18 protein-coding genes are annotated in these 17,395 nt (G+C 64.3%); 5 read left to right on the plus strand and 13 right to left on the minus strand.

The features are described from left to right. Positions 1-43: 43 nt before the first annotated feature. The 6 genes from L6444_RS24240 to L6444_RS24265 all read right to left on the minus strand — a co-directional run bounded on the left by L6444_RS24240 (position 44) and on the right by L6444_RS24265 (position 5,889). Positions 44-1,192 (minus strand): YncE family protein, encoded by a 1,149-nt coding sequence (locus L6444_RS24240; RefSeq protein ID WP_236977707.1) that lies wholly within the window; start codon positions 1,190-1,192, stop codon positions 44-46. Positions 1,193-1,617: 425 nt separating this feature from the next. After that, the gene (locus L6444_RS24245) at positions 1,618-2,379 is read right to left on the minus strand and encodes a DUF427 domain-containing protein (RefSeq protein ID WP_236977708.1); all 762 of its coding nucleotides are present in this window, start codon (positions 2,377-2,379) and stop codon (positions 1,618-1,620) included. 7 nt (positions 2,380-2,386) lie between these two features. Further along, entirely contained in the window at positions 2,387-2,659 is a 273-nt protein-coding gene (locus L6444_RS24250) for a DUF6295 family protein (RefSeq protein WP_236977709.1), read from the minus strand. Between the two features lie 12 nt (positions 2,660-2,671). Further along, positions 2,672-3,427, minus strand: coding sequence for a dienelactone hydrolase family protein (locus L6444_RS24255; RefSeq protein WP_236977710.1), 756 nt, complete (start codon positions 3,425-3,427; stop codon positions 2,672-2,674). A gap of 45 nt (positions 3,428-3,472) precedes the next feature. Next, positions 3,473-5,062: an esterase-like activity of phytase family protein gene (locus L6444_RS24260; protein WP_236977711.1), complete on the minus strand. Its 1,590-nt coding sequence runs from the start codon at positions 5,060-5,062 to the stop codon at positions 3,473-3,475. A gap of 44 nt (positions 5,063-5,106) precedes the next feature. Then, a complete protein-coding gene (locus L6444_RS24265; RefSeq protein WP_236977712.1) occupies positions 5,107-5,889 on the minus strand; it encodes a DUF3159 domain-containing protein in 783 nt (260 codons plus the stop codon). 91 nt (positions 5,890-5,980) lie between these two features. Here L6444_RS24265 and L6444_RS24270 point away from each other — a divergent pair, with 91 nt between their 5' ends. Then, positions 5,981-7,639 carry an acyl-CoA synthetase gene (locus L6444_RS24270; RefSeq protein ID WP_236977713.1) on the plus strand — a complete coding sequence of 553 codons (1,659 nt, stop codon included), beginning with the start codon at positions 5,981-5,983 and terminating at the stop codon, positions 7,637-7,639. An 82-nt stretch (positions 7,640-7,721) separates the two neighbouring features. Further along, entirely contained in the window at positions 7,722-9,017 is a 1,296-nt protein-coding gene (locus tag L6444_RS24275) for a PQQ-dependent sugar dehydrogenase (protein WP_236977714.1), read from the plus strand. Between the two features lie 46 nt (positions 9,018-9,063). Here the strand turns inward: L6444_RS24275 and L6444_RS24280 are convergent, their stop codons facing one another. Continuing rightward, the gene (locus L6444_RS24280; protein ID WP_236977715.1) at positions 9,064-9,405 is read right to left on the minus strand and encodes a hypothetical protein; all 342 of its coding nucleotides are present in this window, start codon (positions 9,403-9,405) and stop codon (positions 9,064-9,066) included. 628 nt (positions 9,406-10,033) lie between these two features. On the opposite strand from L6444_RS24280, the gene L6444_RS24285 reads away from it, so the two are divergent. Continuing rightward, positions 10,034-10,426 carry a hypothetical protein gene (locus tag L6444_RS24285; RefSeq protein WP_236977716.1) on the plus strand — a complete coding sequence of 131 codons (393 nt, stop codon included), beginning with the start codon at positions 10,034-10,036 and terminating at the stop codon, positions 10,424-10,426. Between the two features lie 187 nt (positions 10,427-10,613). On the opposite strand, the gene L6444_RS24290 is transcribed toward L6444_RS24285, so the two are convergent. Beyond that, a complete protein-coding gene (locus tag L6444_RS24290; RefSeq protein WP_236977717.1) occupies positions 10,614-11,180 on the minus strand; it encodes a dihydrofolate reductase family protein in 567 nt (188 codons plus the stop codon). A 221-nt stretch (positions 11,181-11,401) separates the two neighbouring features. On the opposite strand from L6444_RS24290, the gene L6444_RS24295 reads away from it, so the two are divergent. Further along, complete coding sequence (locus L6444_RS24295; protein WP_370653005.1) at positions 11,402-11,659, plus strand: hypothetical protein; 258 nt, start codon at positions 11,402-11,404, stop codon at positions 11,657-11,659. Positions 11,660-11,761: 102 nt separating this feature from the next. Next, a complete protein-coding gene (locus L6444_RS24300; protein ID WP_236984393.1) occupies positions 11,762-12,094 on the plus strand; it encodes an immunity 63 family protein in 333 nt (110 codons plus the stop codon). Between the two features lie 782 nt (positions 12,095-12,876). Here L6444_RS24300 and L6444_RS24305 read toward each other — a convergent pair. The 5 genes from L6444_RS24305 to L6444_RS24320 all read right to left on the minus strand — a co-directional run bounded on the left by L6444_RS24305 (position 12,877) and on the right by L6444_RS24320 (position 17,255). Beyond that, the gene (locus L6444_RS24305; RefSeq protein WP_236977718.1) at positions 12,877-15,132 is read right to left on the minus strand and encodes a PE domain-containing protein; all 2,256 of its coding nucleotides are present in this window, start codon (positions 15,130-15,132) and stop codon (positions 12,877-12,879) included. 475 nt (positions 15,133-15,607) lie between these two features. Next, positions 15,608-15,736 carry a hypothetical protein gene (locus L6444_RS30280; RefSeq protein WP_255730954.1) on the minus strand — a complete coding sequence of 43 codons (129 nt, stop codon included), beginning with the start codon at positions 15,734-15,736 and terminating at the stop codon, positions 15,608-15,610. A 697-nt stretch (positions 15,737-16,433) separates the two neighbouring features. After that, on the minus strand, positions 16,434-16,745 hold the full coding sequence (locus L6444_RS24310; RefSeq protein ID WP_236977720.1) for a hypothetical protein: 312 nt from the start codon (positions 16,743-16,745) through the stop codon (positions 16,434-16,436). Between the two features lie 31 nt (positions 16,746-16,776). Beyond that, positions 16,777-17,034 carry a hypothetical protein gene (locus L6444_RS24315; protein WP_236977721.1) on the minus strand — a complete coding sequence of 86 codons (258 nt, stop codon included), beginning with the start codon at positions 17,032-17,034 and terminating at the stop codon, positions 16,777-16,779. Then, complete coding sequence (locus tag L6444_RS24320) at positions 17,031-17,255, minus strand: hypothetical protein (protein ID WP_236977722.1); 225 nt, start codon at positions 17,253-17,255, stop codon at positions 17,031-17,033. The genes L6444_RS24315 and L6444_RS24320 overlap by 4 nt, the downstream gene beginning before the upstream one ends. Positions 17,256-17,395: the final 140 nt, after the last annotated feature.

Here is a 17,395-nt window from a genome sequence, read left to right on the forward strand (position 1 = left end):
GGCGAATGCTATCGCCGCACCACGAGCGGGGATACGCCGGGCGTCAGACGAGCGCGGCGTCGTATCGCAGCAAGTCGGGCACGAACAGATCCGCCGACCGGTTGGCTTCCAGCGCCGCCTGTTCGATCCCGGCCGCGCCCGCGCCGACCGGGACCACGGTGATCACGCCCGAATAGTCGGCGATGTACAGGTTGGTGCCGTCGCGGCTCTCGACCACGCAGGACGGCTGGGTGCCGACGTTGATGGAGTCGACGACGTCCTGGGTGAGCGTGCACAGCACGGTCACGCTGTCGTCGCTGACCAGATACGCGCGGTCGCCGTCGGCGCTGAGCGTGAGCCGGGTGAGCAGGCCGGTGAGCTCGGGGATCTTGCGGGTGGCGGTGACCTTGTTGGCGCTGGTGTCGACGACGTCGATCGCCACGAAGTCCGGTCCGCTGCTGGCGACGTAGACCAGCGCGCCGTTGGGGCTGACGGCGACGTCGCGAACGGGCAGCCCGATGTCGATTGTGCCGATCACCGCGGGTCCGTTGACCCGCACCTTGGGCCGCGGCTTGGTGTTGGTGCGGCGCCACCGTGTACGGCCGCCGGTTTCCTCGGTGGCCAGCCCGGTGTCGACGACGACGACCTGGCCACCGGACGGGCCGTTGACGCCGACGTAGGCGCGGTCGCCGTCGGGGCTGACGCGGACACACTCGGTGACGGTGCCGGCGGTGGTGGCGACGTCGACCACCCGCAGCTGCCCGGATTCGGTGTCCAGGACGGCGAGGTCGGCGTTGCGGGCACCGTTGCGGGCGATGTAGACGTGCTTCCCGTCGGCGCTGACCGCCAGGTCGCTGACGCTGAGCGCGACCGGATGGGTCGCGACGACGACTCCGGCCACGCAGTCGACGACCTGGATCGCGTCGTAGGCGGGCGACACGCTGCTCACATACGCGCGGTCGGCGGCGGCCAGGGCGATCGCGAAAGGCTCGTCGACGCCGGGGATGGTTTCGGCGACCCGGCAGGCACGGGTGTCGACGATGGAGACGCTGTCGCCGCCGTGGTTGGTCACCACCAGGCGCCGCCCGTCGGGGCTGATGGCGATGCCGCTGATGGCGCCGTTGTGCACGGGAATCTGAACGGCCACCGGGCCGCCGTCGAGGACCTCGACATCCCGGCTTACCCGGCTGTTGTGGTTGTTCCCGAGGCTCATGCTGGCACCGCCTTCACTCTTGTCGGTCCCCGGGAATTGGGTGGGTGTGCGTGGCGCGGAGCTGTGCGACGCCCGGTTCCCGGGGCGGGCACGAAACAGCACGAAAATAACCGTTTCGATGCGTATGACTCGATATTCTAGTCGCATAATTGCCGGTAATTGATTGCCGAATCTGCGCTGTTATGCAGATCACGACCGGGGTTCGGGTCAAAATCAGGCGGGGAAAACCATCGGCCTCATCTGCCCCAACGCAGCGAATGCCATCAAGGTTGTTGAAATGCCCATAGCGCAATCGTGGCTAATTTACGCCCCGTTAAGCCGCCCACGGCATCAATTTAAGAAAATCTTAATTTCATGCGTGAAAACGAGGCGCACATCACAGTCCCCAATAGGCGAGTCGAGTCGATTATTCCCGAATCGCCTGCTCAGCTGAACTGCGTACGTGGCCGCGGCAACCGCACGCCGTCGACGGTCAGGTCCAGTTTCTCGTTGTAGAAGGCCACCAATCCCGCGATCGGGGCCACTGCGGGCAGCGGATAGTGGTAGGTCCAGGCCAGATCGGGTTGCACCGCCCGGCCCGTTCGCACCGACCAGTAGCCCGACGTCACCCCCTTGTAGGGACACAGCGTCTGACTGGACGACGGTTCCAGGTGCTCGAAGAAGACATCCGCCGGATCGAGGTAATACCTGGTGGGCAGTCCGGTCTCGAACAGCAGCACCGGGCAGCGGGTGTCGGCGAGCAGGATGCCGTCCAACTCGACCCGGACGTGACGGTGCGAGCGCAGCGCGTCGACCCGTGCGTACGGGTTGCGGGGGTGCCCGTAGATCTGCTCGTCCTCCTCCAACCAGCGCAGCGGAGCCCAGTCGAATCGCACCAGGCCCGCGACCGGGCTGTCGCTGCCCTCGTCGAACACCCGCGCCGCCGACGGGTGGCTCTGGCCGCCGCCGGTCAGGGTGTGCAGCCGCGAAGGGCCCAATTGCACGCGCTGCGGATGGTTCTCGTCGTGCAGGAATTCGGTATGCACGTCGGCCAGCGGGATGTAGTACTGCGGGTAGTACGGCAGCTCCCACACGTAGCGCGCCGCGGTGGTGTCGAACACCAAATCATGGCCGAGAAAGCCGCGCACCCGGCGCGGTGCCGACTCGATTCGCCCACGCGCAGCGGCACTTTCGGGGTAGTCACGCATCTGGTGGCTACTGATCCCGGGAGGCCAGCCCGACGGGCGCATGACCGATCGCCTTGTGGATCGCCTCGGCCAGGGCCAGCGCGCTTTCCTCGGTGAGTTCCAGGGCGACCCGGGCCGACGGGCCCAGGTCCGGGTTGAGCACGTCGATGTTGACGGTGTGGCCGTAGGGCGCGTGTACGGGATGGTCGACGTACACCGTGGCCCGGCTGGCGCCGAACCATCCAGTGGCGCCTTTGCCGCTGCCGTCGATCTGGACATGTTCGGTGAGATAAGTGCACATTGCCTGGCAGACCTAGCCTTTCAGGTGGGTGGCGAAGAATTCGTCGATGCGGCGCCAACCGTCGACCGCGGCCTCCGGGCGGTAGGCCGGACGGTCGACGGAGAAGAAACTGTGGCCGGCCCCCTCATAGGTGTGGAATTCGTGCGGCTTGCCCAGCCGCGTCAGCTCGGCGTCCAGCGCGGCCACCCCGTCGGGCGCCGGGAAACGGTCCTGCGCGCCGAACAGGCCGAGCAGCGGGGCACTCAGGTTGGCGGCCAGCCCGAGAATGGGTTTCATCGTCTTGGGCATGCCCTCCGGTGCGTCCTCCACGATGAAGGCGCCGTAACAGTCCACCGCGGCGTGCAGCGGCAGCGAACAGGCCGCGAGAAAGGCGTGCCGGCCACCCGAGCAGTGCCCGATGACACCGAATTTGCCGTTGGCGCCCGGCAATTCACGCAGATGTTCGACGGCGCCGGCAACGTCGCCGACCAACCGGTCGTCGGGCACGCCGCCGGCCGCTCGGGCGGCCGCGGCCGCGTCGTCGGGCGCGGCACCGGGAGCTTCGCGCGAATACAGGTTCGGCGCTATGGTGTGGAACCCGCTGACCGCCAGCCTGCGAACGAATTCTTTTGTCTCCCGGTCATATCCGGGCATGTGGTGGATCCAGACGATGCCGCCGCGTGGTCCGCCGGCCAGCGGCATGGCGCGGTAGGCTTCGATCTCGTCGCCGCCGTGCCCGGTGATGGTGACGGTTTCGGCGCGGATGGCGTCGGGGCTGATGTCGCTCACCGGTCCAGCTTGCCACTCGCGCGGGGTCCGCGGTCGCGCGCCGGGTCAGCCGACCCTGACCGAGATCTTGACCTGTTCGGTCGTGGCGGGCAGCTTGGTGGTGTCCACGACCAGGAACTCCCCGCTGTCCTGGGCGCCGTTGGGCAGCGTCTTGGGTTTGAGCCGAAACGGCGGGGTGTCCGACGCCAGGCCGGCCAGCCCGAAGTCGCTGTCGTTGGCGATGATCAGCGTGTTCCCGCCGTCGGGGGTGATCAGGCCTTCGACCTTGTTGTGACCGAAGAAGTCCCCGGCGGGCGACAGCGAGCGCACCAAGCCGCCCAGGTCGAGCTTGAGTTGCTTTGTGACGACCGAGATTCCGGCCGCCTTGAGTTTGCCGACGGCGTCGCTGTCGGTGCTGACGCCGACCATCGTCTCGATCGGCGCCCGGTTGATCAGTAGCCCGCCGGCGTCGGCCTGATACACGGCGCCGGGCAGTGTCGACAGCGGGCCGACGTCGGTGGCCCCGGCGATGTCGATCTGGTAGATCTTCTTGTCGGCGTTCGGCGCGAACTTGGTGTCGCTCTCGTCGACCAGGAACTGGGTGGCGCTCAGGGCGGTGATCTCCGAGACCCCGACGCGCGTCTGCTGCGGGTTGGCCAGCGGGTAGAGGTATTCGTGCACGATACTGCGGTCGGTCAGGTTGACGGTCACGATGCGGGTCACCGGGACCGATTTGGCCGGGCCCTGCAGTCCGGGCGTCTGCAGGGCCGACTGCATGATCGCCACCAGTGTGTTGCCGTCCGGGGTCATGGTCAGGCCTTCCAGGCCCTGGTTGGGCGTACGCAGCGAAAGTTCCCGGGGCAGCGTTGCGTCGAATGGCGAAAGCCGTTCCAGCTCTTTGCCGTTGGCGTCGAAATGGATGATGTAGGGGCCGTATTCGTCGGACACCCAGAAGGTGCCGTCGCGGGTGGCCACCAGGCCCTCGGGGTCCACGCCGTACTCCGACGGCGGCAGCGGCGTGCCGTCGAGGTCGACCAGCGACTCCCCGGTGGTGGCGTGCGGGTCCACCAGCCCCACCATCGGGACGCCGTCGGTGGCGTAGAGCAGGACGGTCTGCTGCACGGTCGCGACGCCGTCGGCGAGCTTGAATTTGGCGATCTGCGGATGGAAGTCGGGCAGTGGCAGCACTTTCTCGCCGGGGCTGCGGCCGTCGACGTTGGGTCCGCGGTCGGTGAGGCCGTAGATCTCGTCGGCGCTGCCCGGTACGGCGGCGATGGCCGAGCCGTGGGCGGCGGCTTTGATCGTCACCCCGGCCATGGTGGCCAGCGGCAACTGGTCCTCGGCGTAGACCTTGACCGCGCGACTGGTGGTGACGCTGAAGTCGTCGTTACCGGAGAACCCGGAATCGGGGGTGTAGATGATGGCCCCGTTGTCGCCGTAGCTGATCTTGCCGTGCTGGGGCTTGCCGAACGCCACCGGTGTGACGCCCCCGGTGGCCGCCAGCAGCTGGCGTGGCGAGATGCTCAGCGGGCCGGCGGCATGGAACTGTGCGTTGCCGGCGGGCGCCGAAGGCGACGGCGCCGCGCTGGACGCGCAGGCCGACACCGTGACGAGCACGGTGGCCAGGACCGTCAGAGTTCGCGCAGTATGTGCCATTTGCCTTGCTTAGCAATCGAAGTTGACGCCTCGGTGTACTGCGGCTACCGCTTCTTGTCCCGCACCTTGTAGGTCGACGGCCACGACTTGCGGGACTCGTCGCCGGTCAGCGGGGTGCCCATGCCGCCGACCTTGACGTTGTAGGCCTCTTTGCCCGGGCCGACCTCCCGGTTGGCGTGTTCCTGGGCCAGGTAGTAGAGCTCGTCGATGGTGGCCTCGTCGTAGGCCACGAAGGACGTTTCCCGGGCCACGTCGTCGATGCCGGCCAGCATCCGCTCCGGCAGGTAGCGCGACATCAGCGCGGCCACGCCCAGCAGGGCGAACGGGATCACCCAGTAGAAGACGAACGAGGTCGGGGTCTTGGTGTCCAACAGCGTCGCGTTGCCCTGCAGAATCGGCGGAATCGCCGACGCGACCGTCATACCGCCGAATGCGGCCACCCACACCCAGGTCAGGATGCTGGTGGTACGGCGGAAGAGTTCGGTGCTGACCACGTCGGCGGGCTGCTCGGCGGCGGCGTACTCACGCACGAACGGTTTACCGATCAGCACACCGACCAGCGTGACCAGGAAAATCCCGGCGTTACTCAGCGGTTCGATCCAGCGGGCCAGGAAGGCGTCGCTGGCCGAGAACGCCAGCACCGCCAGCACCGCAAACGTTGCGACACCACCGATTTCGAGCGATTGCGCGGGCTTGCCGCCGGCCCGTCCCACCGCGAACACGCAGACGGCCATCAGCAGCGCGATCGACACCGCCGTGGCGAACGGGACGTTACCGACCAGAACCCAATAGACGATCCACGGCGCAAAGCCAAAGAGCATGCCCACGAAGGGTCAGTGTATTGGCGGGCCAGATGTCGTAGCGGCGCGGGCGGCACTGCTAGCGTTCACACCGCAAACATGTCGCCGAGGAGTGTCCATGGCCAACGCACTGACCACCATTGCGCAGAAACTGCAGCAAGTTAGCGAGGCCGGGCGTGCGGTCAAACGACTCGCCGACACCGGCATCATCGACCTGCGGGACCTGAATTCGACGGTGCAGGCCGGCAAGCTGTCCCGGGTCTACGGGCCGCAGGCCACGATGACGATCCTGGGCGGGCGCCGCTATGCGGATCTGCCGGCGATCGTCGACGAACGCGGCACGTTGACGTACAAGCAGGTCGACGACCAGTCGTGGGCGCTGGCGCACGGACTGCAGTCGTTCGGCGTTTCCGCGGGCTCGGTTGTCGGGTTGCTGTGCCGCGATCACCGCGGCCTGGTCATCGCGATGGCCGCGTGCGGCAAGGTGGGTGCGCGCCTGGTGCTGATGAACACCGGTTTCGCCAAGCCGCAGTTCGCGCAGGTCTGTGAGCGCGAGCACGTCAAGGTGGTGCTGCACGACAGCGAGTTCCTCGGCCTGCTCGACGCGCTGCCCGCCGAGCTGCCGCGGGTGTTGATCTGGGTGGACGACGACGCCGAGGTGCCCGAGGAGGCGCACACTCTCGACGGCATCGTCGCGGCGCACCCCACCGAGCCGTTGCCGCCGCCGAGCAAGTCGGGCGGATCGGTCATCCTGACCAGCGGTACCACCGGGCTGCCCAAGGGCGCGCCGCGCGACACGGTGTCGCCGCTGGCGACCGCCCAGATCATCGATCGAATTCCGTTCCCGCGCAAGGGAACCATGGTGATCGTTTCGCCGATCTTCCACAGCACCGGGTGGGCCACCTACACCGTCGGCGCCGCGTTGGGCAACAAGGTGGTGACCGCGCGGAGATTCAAGGCGGAGGGCACCCTGCAGCTCATCGCCGAGCACCGGGCCGACATGCTGGTCGCGGTCCCGACCATGCTGCACCGGATGGTCGAGCTCCCACCCGACGTGATCGGCAAGTACGACACGTCCTCGTTGCAGGTGATCCTGATCGCCGGGTCGGCGCTGAGCCCGGAGCTGTCCAATCGGGTGCAGGACACGTTCGGCGACGTGCTCTACAACATGTACGGCTCCACCGAGTGCGCGATCGCCAGCGTCGCCACCCCGGCCGAGCTGCGCGCCGCCCCGGGCACCGCCGGCCGCGCCCCGCTGACGTGCGAGGTGGTGCTCTACGACGACCAGGGCAAGCGCATCGAGGGCCCGAACCGTCGCGGGCGGATCTTCGTGCGCAACGGCGCGCCGTTCGCCGGGTACACCGACGGCCGCCACAAGCAGATCATCGACGGCTACATGTCCAGCGGCGACATGGGGCACTTCGACGAGAACGGGCTGCTGTTCGTCGACGGCCGCGACGACGACATGATCGTCTCCGGCGGGGAGAACGTCTTCCCGCAGGAAGTGGAGAACCTGCTCGAGGAGCGGCCCGACGTCGCCGAGGTCGCGGTGGTGGGTGTCGACGACGTCGAGTTCGGAAAACGGTTGCGCGCGTTCATCGTTGCCGAGCCGGGCGCTTCCCTGGATGGCGCCGAGATCAAGCAGTATGTGAAGGACAACCTGGCCCGCCACAAGGTGCCGCGCGACGTGGTGTTCATCGAAGAGCTGCCGCGGAATGCGACCGGGAAGCTGCTGCGACGGGTGCTGGTCGAGATGGACGTCCAGCAGCCTGGGTGACACCTCTTGGCTCTTGGCTGTTACGGATTCAGCACGGCCACACCGGGTATGCGTAAGAGCATGACCATGTCTGCGATGATGCATGCCCATCTCACCGGCTAGTAAATCCCTGACCGCGGTGCTCGTCGCCGTCCTGCTGCTCGCCAGATGCTCGACCGACTCGCGTCCCGAAGCGGCCTCCCCCGGGCCTGCGTCGCCGGCAGCGGCGTCGGGTGCATTGGTGCCCGCCAACGTGAGCGTTGCCGCTGACCTGGCGCAGGCGCCGTTCGACCAACCCCGCCAGGCGCTCATCCCCCACGGCTGGACGATCGCGGTGTGGGCGCGAATTCCCAAGGCGCGTCTGGCGGTGTGGACACCCGACGGCGCCCTGCTGGTATCGACTCCGGCCGGTGGGCAGATCGTCAAGCTGACACCCAAACCCGGTGCGGCGCCGGAACAATCGACACTGCTCGCCGGTCTGGACCAACCGCACGGCATGACGTTCGCGGGTTCGACGCTCTATGTTGCCGAAAGCGACCAGATCGATGCGTACGACTACGTCAACGGCGCGGCGGTCAACCAGCGCACCATCGCTGCCGGCCTGCCCGACGCACGCAGCCCGGATCTGCACGGCGCCTACGCCCACGCGCTGAAAAGCGTGGCCGTAGGACCCGACGGCGCGGTCTACTTCTCGATCGGTTCGACGGCCAACATCTCACCGCAGGACCGCACCGCGAATCCGCCGCGGGCGACGATCATGCGGATTGCGCCCGGCGGCGGCCCGGCCGCGCCCTTCGCGACGGGTGTGCGTAACGGAACCGGCCTCGCCGTCGCCCCCGACGGCTCGCCGTGGACCGCGGTCAACAACCGCGACAACGCACCCGACCCGGACGGCAATGTCCGAACCGAGTACGTCAACGATCATCCGCCCGAGTCGCTGGCACGCCTGACGCCGGGACGCGAATTGGGTTGGCCCTACTGCAATCCCGACGGCGGGCCCGCGAATCTCAGGTTCGTGCGCGATATGACGACCAATAAGGACGGATCCCAGCTGGACTGCAGTGCGTTGCCACCGGTGGAGCAGAGCATGGGCGCGCATTCGGCGCCGTTGGGGCTTTCCTTCACCACGGGTGTGTTGCCGCAGCCCTATGCCGACGGTGCGCTGGTCGGTGTCCACGGCTCCTGGAACCGGCAGCCGCCGCGCGCCCCCGAGGTGTCGTTCTTTCCTTGGCGCAGCGGCAGTCTCGGCGATCAACAAACGCTCGTCGGCGGTTTCCAGGGCGGTGACGGGAGCCGATGGGGCCGTCCGGTCGCCGCCGTCGTCGGATCCGACGGGGCGGTGTACGTCACCGACGACGACGCCGGCGCCGTGTACCGGGTGGCCCCACCGGGGCGGTAGCCACCCACCGCGACGCCGAGTGAGCCTGCGTCAGCGCCCGCCGAGGTCAGTTTGCGGGGGCCGGCCCTTCGGGTGGAATCGCCCCGTTACAGCCGCCGGGGGGTGCCGGACCGGGCATAGGTTCGTCGCCGCTGACGCAGTCGTAGTAGAACTGCGGACCGACCATCCAGGTTTTCATCCACTGGTGCCAATACGACCCATCCGGGTATCTCTCGCCGTCGCACACGGCGAGGTTGCCCCAGCCCCAACGACCACCCGGGCAGAACCCTTTCGTCATGTCGGGTTGATGGGGGTCCGGCGGATCGGCGCTTGCAACCGGAGCGGACAGCAAAAACGCTGCAACACAACCCAATATCACAGTGCCGTGGCGGAAAAGTTTGGCTTTCATTTTTCGACTCCCGTTAGCGTTGAATCAAATACGCCGATTACAGGCGATGGGCTGAACTCGCCGACGCACCTTCCTCATGTCAACTCCGGTTCGGCCTCTCGGAAGCCGAGTCTTGATCCACTGGCCTGGAAAGGAACAACGTTTTCGAAAATCCTATGACGCGCGTTGCGATAGTTTACGACGCGGCGGATTGACCATGTCAACACTGATTTGTGTCGGCACCGGGAGTGCGATCGAAGCCTGGCGCAGCACTCAACCACATTATACAGCCGACAATTCGCGCATGGCTGTTGAGAAGTGCTGCTGGCGAATTCGCCTATCCGGCCGACCATCTTCCACCGGCGGAACCTTCCTAAGACCCGGACGCAGCGGCCGCATTGATGCTGGCGCCGCGTGCCAAGAATTTATCAAGGCGCTGATAGCACCGTCTCGTTCTACGTCCCGGAAACCAGCCCGGGCAATTACCCGAGAGAGAACTTTCATGAGCACGACCCATGACACCTCAGCGCGTCGCAATCCGAGCGCAGCCGTTACGGCTGCGCTGACCGTCGGACTATTCACCTCATTCTTCGCACCGGCTGAGGCGAGGGCGACACCTCCGGCCTCCCTTCCCGACCTGGTTTCTGGGGTGCCATATGCCGGCAACATCCGTATCGGCGAGACGGCAACGATCACAGTTGTGGTCAAGAACAATGGCGACGGCCCTACCGCTTCCAATGGGATCGACATCGACCTGCATATGGATCTCGGGCGCGGCCTGGGGCTGCTGGAACTGCAGCCCACCGCGGGCCAGGGTTGGTACTGCTCAAGTCCGGTGCGTGGCGGTAGCGACGGCTCGACAAGGATGGACTGCGGGTCAATCAAGCCGCTGCAGCCTGGGCAGATCAAGAGCATCTCACTTCGCGTGCACGGCGAGAGCGGCCAGGAGGCAAGGAACTTTTGGTTGGGGCTCGCCGTCGATCCGAAACATCGCATCGCCGAGTCGAACGAGGACAACAACGTAGCAATTCTGCATTTCTAGAAAGTGGGTCCGCGGCCCACGACGCCTCTCCAGAGATCGCAAACTGAATGCACGGCAACGATTTTGGGGGCTGGACTGAGCGGGAAGCCTGGTGAATGTTTCTCAAGCCGCCGTCCAACGGTCGCTGGGTTTGGCTCGACGTGCCTCGCGGGCGCATCCGCGACTCACCTTGCCGCCGGGTGTCCGATCAGTCGTGCTTGGCCTCGTAGCGCAACAGGACCGCGCCGCCCGGGAAGGTGCGGTTCTCCAACAGTCGCAGCGAGATCCAGGACGGCAGCGTCGGAAAGAACGGGGTGCCGCCGCCCACCGCAGTGGGCGCGACCACGATGCGGTACTCGTCCACCAGTCCGGCCTGCACGATCGGTGCGGCCAGCGTCGCGCCGGCCACCTCGAGCGTGCCGTCGGTTTCGGCTTTCAGCTTCCTCACCACCTCGACCGGGTTCCCGCGTTCCAGGCGGGAGTTCCAGCCGACGGATTGCAGGGTCCTCGAGAAGACGACCTTGGGCATCTCGCGCCAGATATGGGCGAAGTCGACGATCAGCGGGCCGGCGTCGGGCGCCTCGTCGGCGGTCGGCCAGTACGCGGACATCAGTTCGTAGAGCCGCCGCCCGTAGCAGGACAGGGCGGTGTCCCGCTCGAAGTCGTTCCAGTACTGGTGCAGTTCATCGCAAGGTGCGGACCAGTCGATGCTGCCCTGTGCGTCGGCGATGTACCCGTCCACCGACACGTTGAAGCCATAGATGAGTTTGCCCATGCAGGAAAGACTGCATCGGAGGTGAGAACTCATCGCGACGCCAGGCACCCGCGCATCCAGAGTTTGGCAAGCCCAGGGGCTTTGCGCCGGGTGAGCCGCGCCGCGCATGGACTGCGGACAACGGCGGCGCGGCGCCGCGTCAGCAACGAATCGCCTCTGAGATGGACAAATGCGGTGCGCCCAGTCGGACTCGAACCCAGCCGGTGCATTTGCCCGAGGGGATGATCATCGACCGCTCCGGCTCCGAGTGGGGTCGCTACCTCGCCCCCGACGGAACCCCGTACGCCGACCGCGCGCCGCCAGAATCGGTCGGCGCCGACTACAAACCGATATGTGATCACCGGAAAACCGCTGCCCCCAGGCTGGCACTTCGTCCAAGGCCCGATAGAACCCTGGTTCGGCCAGACGCCGCAAGCAGGCACAACCCAATACTTGATTGTGGGACCCGAAGGTACCCGGGTGAATGTAAGGGAACTTAGACGGGGGAATAATCGAAAATTATGGGCCTCCACTCGGGCGATAACACCGAAGTTCTGCAATCCGAAATTGACCGACTTTCAGCCGAGCTCAGCGTCAGATCCATGCCTGTAGGACTCCGTACCAACGACGGCCTAAATCTCTTCGTTGCTGACGACGGTAACTTCCACTTCGCTTTCTTTGACCGAGGCCAACTCAGCTTCGACCGCGTTGGCGGGCTAGACGATGTTCTCTATTGGTACTGCGAGGACATTGTCACAAGCCAAGCCGCTAAACGGATCGGGGACCGCGCAGAACGCTTCAGGTACGAGTACCAGATCTTGAGTCGCCTCGATCCTGCATGGGCGAAACGACGTGTGCGTGAACTTGCCGCGCTGTTCCGCGATGGACAACCAGAGGATATCGCGTTACTTCCCGACATTGGCGAATCGCTCTAGTATTTCAATTGTCTAGTTCAACCACATGGTCGGCTAGGTGCAGCTAAACAGATGGTGCGGCGCAAACTTGGCCTACCTGGGCTGGATGCCCTCCCCGACGGCGCGATACTGGAATGGCATGTTTCGGATCCATATGGCGCTGCGGCGCTACGCGACCTGTTCAACTTCAACGGGCTGTCTGAGATAAGGGTCCTTTACACTCCGAAGATATGACCCAGCAATCGCCGGTGAGGCCGGTGTGGGCGGCCAAGGCTTTACTTCGCGCCATCTGGGTTGCAGAGGGAGAGTCTCCCAAGTGGATTGCCGAGCGCTGCGATGCCCTCGTACAGGCACTGCAAGCAATTTTCGGTGTCGAACGTTGGGAGAAACCGCCGCGCTCCATCCTACGAATTTCGTCGGATCTGACCCCACGCAGTGATTAGTTCCGTTTTGAAATGTTTTGCCGCTCAGCACATTATCTCCATAATTGTATCGTTGGAAACTGATGCCCGTTGCCACCCGACATATAGCCGCCTGACGCTGCCTGCTGGGAGCTGGGGTTGGCGCCGCTTGCGTTGCCAGTTTGTGCCGGTGTTTCTCCTCCGCACGCGACAAGTAATGCCATTAGAGAAGGAAGAGTGACATACGCAGAAGGAAACTGTTTACATCGACGTACAGACATGACGCGTCTCCTGGAGTCAGAGCTGCTAATTTGTTCAATTGTACCGTGCGATCCAATCTTTGGCAGTATTAACCATCCTAGGAACTGCCAGGCGAGAGTTTAATTATAGGATGGTGTCTGGTCACTTTGGCTTGGGCAGTAAATTTGAGATAAGTTTGGGAACATAATTGGCTACTGCATCCTCAGCGGCTCTAATTGCCTCTGCCGGATGATGAACCGTGTAGTCCACTGTATTGGTGAACGTCTGAACGGTGAAGTTGCCGTTCTGGACGTTTTGAGCCACCAGGTTGGCCACATCACCGGTCTGCTGGATAGCCACGCCTGTTAGGTATCCGACTGCGGAATGATCCGCGACGTTTTTGACAACGCCGCCCAGGACATCAGTAAGGCCGTGGGTGGCTGCGACAATTTTGTCTGCCGGGCTGAGCGAGGGATCAAATGCGATGCCGAGGCTGTTTATCAGGGACTGAACATCTCCGCTATAGGGCGAAAGAATGTTGGTAAGTAGTGACAGCCGCGTCCCAATTTGGGATTCGAGAAAGTGTCGTCCGTCTACGAATAGTTGTTCGGTTAAGGTCAAGATATTAGGCGGTGTCGGGCTGGGATTGGTCGTGGGTGGCGGGGTAGTGCCGCCAGTGCCACCCGTAGAAGAATTCGATGAAACCACTGCTGGATCGATCACAGCGATGTGGTTAGTGCCTAAGCCCTCGCTGAGATAAATCAACCCGTTTGGCATTGTTACTCCGAGGTGTGGACCGCCGCCACCTGCCAAACCGGTTTGCCCCCAGTCGACAGGGATGGGGCTTGCAAGAGCATTAGTGGCAGTATCCAGCACATTGATGCCGCCAGGGCCGGGTATGAAGACATAGTGTCCGTCTGAGCTGACGGTCGTCCCCCAACGGCTCACGCTCGCGAAGTTCCCGTCACCGATAGTGATAGGAGTTCCAGCACTATTAGTTGCGGTGTCGAACACAGTGACGGTGCCGAGATTCGGGTCTGGCACATAGATGTAGTGCCCGTCCGGGCTGATGGTCAGCGTCGCAAACCCGTTGTAGGCATTAGAGATAGGTGCTGGGGTACCGACGACGGCGTTGGTCGCGGTATCGATAGTGGTTATACCGAAGGCCGAACTAGCGGTCTCAACGTAGACATGTGCTCCGTCAGGGCTCATCGCCAAATAACTTGGCTCGGTGTAGCCCGGACCCAGCCCTATCCCGGACGCCGTATCAGTCGCGGTATTGATCACCGTAAGTTCACCGTAGTTTCGCGTACTTACGTAGAGGCTTTTGCCGTCGGGCGTCATCACCATGTCAAAGGGTGAATTAGCGAGAATCGGATTCGGTGCGAACGTATTGGTGGCGGTATTCAGCACTAGGACATTGTTATTTGTGTCTTCCATCAGGTAAAGATGATTACCATCGGGCGTGATCGCCATCACCGGATCGACTGTATAATTTGTCATTGCCGGCGACCCGACCGCATTGGTCGCGGTGTTGATGCTTACGACTCCTGTTGGCTGATAACCAGGTGAGTCGCTGATGACCGCGCCGGAGACGTAAACATGGCTGCCATCCGGGGACACGATGATTTCCCTCGGATTAATCCCGACAGGGAGAGTGGCAGTGACGGCTTTCGTTGTCGTGTCGATTACCGAAACGGTGCCAGCGTCATAATTGGCGACGTACACGTAACGCCCGTTCGGACTGGCGACGATCCCTTCAGTTGCCCCGTCGACAGGGACGGTGGCTACCACGGGGTTCTGGGTCGCTGACGTCGTGGAAGAGCCGGCAGCAGCACCACCCGTGCCCGAACCGGCAGCGGCTGATCCACCGGTCGATCCCGTGCCCGAAGTCGTGCCCGATTGACCGGTCGTAGCAGAAGCGAGGGTCGGTGTTTGGCCCGTCGACGTCGAGGTCTGGGTGCCGGAGTTGGTGCTATTGGTATCGCTGCCATTGACCGCCGCGCTTGCTTGTGCAGCTTGCGGCTTGGCCGCACCAGTTGGTCCGGTCTTAATCAATGGATGGCCAAGTAGGAGTTCGGCGGGCGTGTTGATAGCGCTGATCAAATTCTGCGTCACCGCGTCGACCAGGGAAGCATTGGACGCCTCCGCTGCGGCGTAGACGCCTGCCGAACTATGGAGGACTTGCGCGAAGTCACTTTGCAGCGCAGCTACCTGCTGACTGAGGAATTGGTACTGCTGGCCGTGTCCGGCAAACAGCGATGCGATGGCCGCGGAGACCTCATCCTGCGCCGCCGCTGCGATTTCCGTCGTGGGAATAGCTGCCAGCGCCCGGGCCTGATTGACCGCCGTGCCGATGTCGGCGACTTGGGACGCTGAGATGCCCACTACTGCCGGTACGACACCAACGAACGACATCCGCAGACCCCCGACTTGTTTGAAATTTGTAAGGGGGAGCGCTGCTCCCCAGCCTTGCGTACCGTACGACGTCGACGGCGAGATTGCTTGAGTTTGGTCAGAAGTGTCTTTGAATGTTTGCCAGCTTCACGAAGTTCCCTGACTAGAACTCCCACTCAGGATCAGATGGACGCGGTTGGTCCGCGTCCGTTCTTCCAGTACGCGCCGTTCTCAGCTATCTGGTTTCCAAGGAGCCCTCCCTCACGCGTAGCCTCGCTAGCTTCTCCGTTGCCTCTTCTGATGCCATGCCGCTGACCCCCTGTTCAACAACTCCACAGTTATCGGCGGCACCACCCACGTCTCTGAGCTACGAACTGTGCGCAGCCGCAGTGATCGAGGCCCTGCGATCGCACCCGACGCACTTGCCGACGACACCCTCAACCCTTGACGGACTGCCCAAGCCGGTAGGTCTCAGGGATCAGCATCACGACGGGTCTCACCCGTCGACGCCCACACCCACGCTCATCGTCACCACGCCGTGCAGCACAGCGTACAGCAGCCACAGAGCTATCACGGTGGCGGCGATCAAGCCGCTCAGCCAGGGGAACCTGCGTGCGTCGTTCATCGTATTCCGTTGCGTCGCACTACACATCGGTCCGAGCACACCACCATTGGGCGCGCCCTCCCGCGCGGGTGTCGGCGCTGCACCTCGAACGCCACGGTCGAGGCGGGTGCACGGGGAGGCGCGCGATCCTCGACGCGTCGGCGAAGTCTGACTCACCGTGAGCCACGTCGACCGGCGTGCGCTGCACCGCCGCGCGGTGCACATCGCGGATGCTGATGGCGCGCTGCGTTCCGGTGCGGTACCAGCTGCAACACCACGGCGTAACGCCGCCGTGGGTTGGGCAGCCCTGCCGATACCGCGCCGCAGCGGCCAGCAACGACAACGGCGCGCTGGCGACGAGCGCTAGTCTAGGGCGGCAGTGCGATTCGCGTCGTTGCGCCATGCTTTGGTGACATGTTCGCCGCAATCGCTGAGGACAAACGTTAAATCGTCAATCTCGTTATCAGTCACCGTGTTACGGGGATTGCGGCCGGATTGCCGTCAGCGTCGTCGACCTCGATGACCACTGCCGGGCGGCCATCGAACCCTTCCGGAGCGAACCTCAGTCTGCGGTTGCCTACAGAGCTCATCGTCTGTCCGTGCGGGCAGATGAGCGCTGCGGCTGGTTGTTCGGTGTCAAGCAGCCACCGCAGTCCGATCAGCAGCAGTGGCAGATGAGCCGTAGCCTCCACAGGCGCGCCGGTGTGCGGTGGGGAGGTCATGGTTGCCGCCGATAGGCCGCAGTGAATATCTCGGGCTTGCAGGGCCACGCCGCGCCGCCCGAAAGCAGCACGACGTAGTCGCCCAGATCTGCGCGCACGTCACCGACCGGTGTCGGAATCAGAAGATAGCCCGGCTTTTCGGCGCCGGTGATCGGATTGACCCCGGCCGGAAAACAGCATCGGTCAGCAAGTCCCAGCCATGCGACGATGGACGCCGCGGACGCAGAGGTCAGTTGGAGCGCTTCGGCTTCGACGGTCGCGATGTAGTTGTCTGGCTTGATGGTGTCTGCCTCAGCGTCCAGGCCCACGCCAGTGCAAACGTCGGCCGGCGTCCCTGTTTTATCGTCCACGACATCCCTCCCTGTTGATCGAAATCCCTGCCTCGACAACACAGCTGGGCACACCGGCCGGCGCAAAGACCAGACCCGAGGGCATCGGCCACGTCGTCAGTTTGTTCTCACCCGCGGCGATGCAGCTGAACACCAGCGTCAACACCACGACCACCAGGGCGTCGACTGCGGCGATCCACATGGCCTCTCCCGCAACAGCGGTGGGTGTGGCCGTCCTACGCTCACCGGCGCGGGTGCGGGTGCTCATTGCCGTTGTCCCCGCTCTGCTGGTGGCCGGGCGTTGTGCGTCAGCTCCCAGTGCGCCAACCGGCCCGGCTGGTCATGGACGCGGCGTACTGCGCCTTGGCGTTGCAGGATCAGTAGCGCCCGGTAGACCTCTTCGGCGACCACGGGCCGCACGCGGTCGCCGGCTCTATTGCTCAGCGCGATACGCGCCGCGCTGGTCGTCGTGGGCTCGTGAGTCCTCAAGCAGCAGATCATCACCGAGCTGTTGTTTCTCCCCCTCGGTGAGCATGCGGCCCCTCTTCGAGGCCATGGGTGTGGTCACCTGACTTGGCCCCACTTTGGTCGGGCGGATTCCAGTGAACGTCGCAACACCGAGGCTATTC

Origin of the sequence: Mycobacterium kiyosense, from assembly GCA_021654635.1 — a bacterium.
In the GTDB taxonomy this organism is placed as follows: Bacteria; Actinomycetota; Actinomycetes; order Mycobacteriales; family Mycobacteriaceae; genus Mycobacterium; species Mycobacterium kiyosense.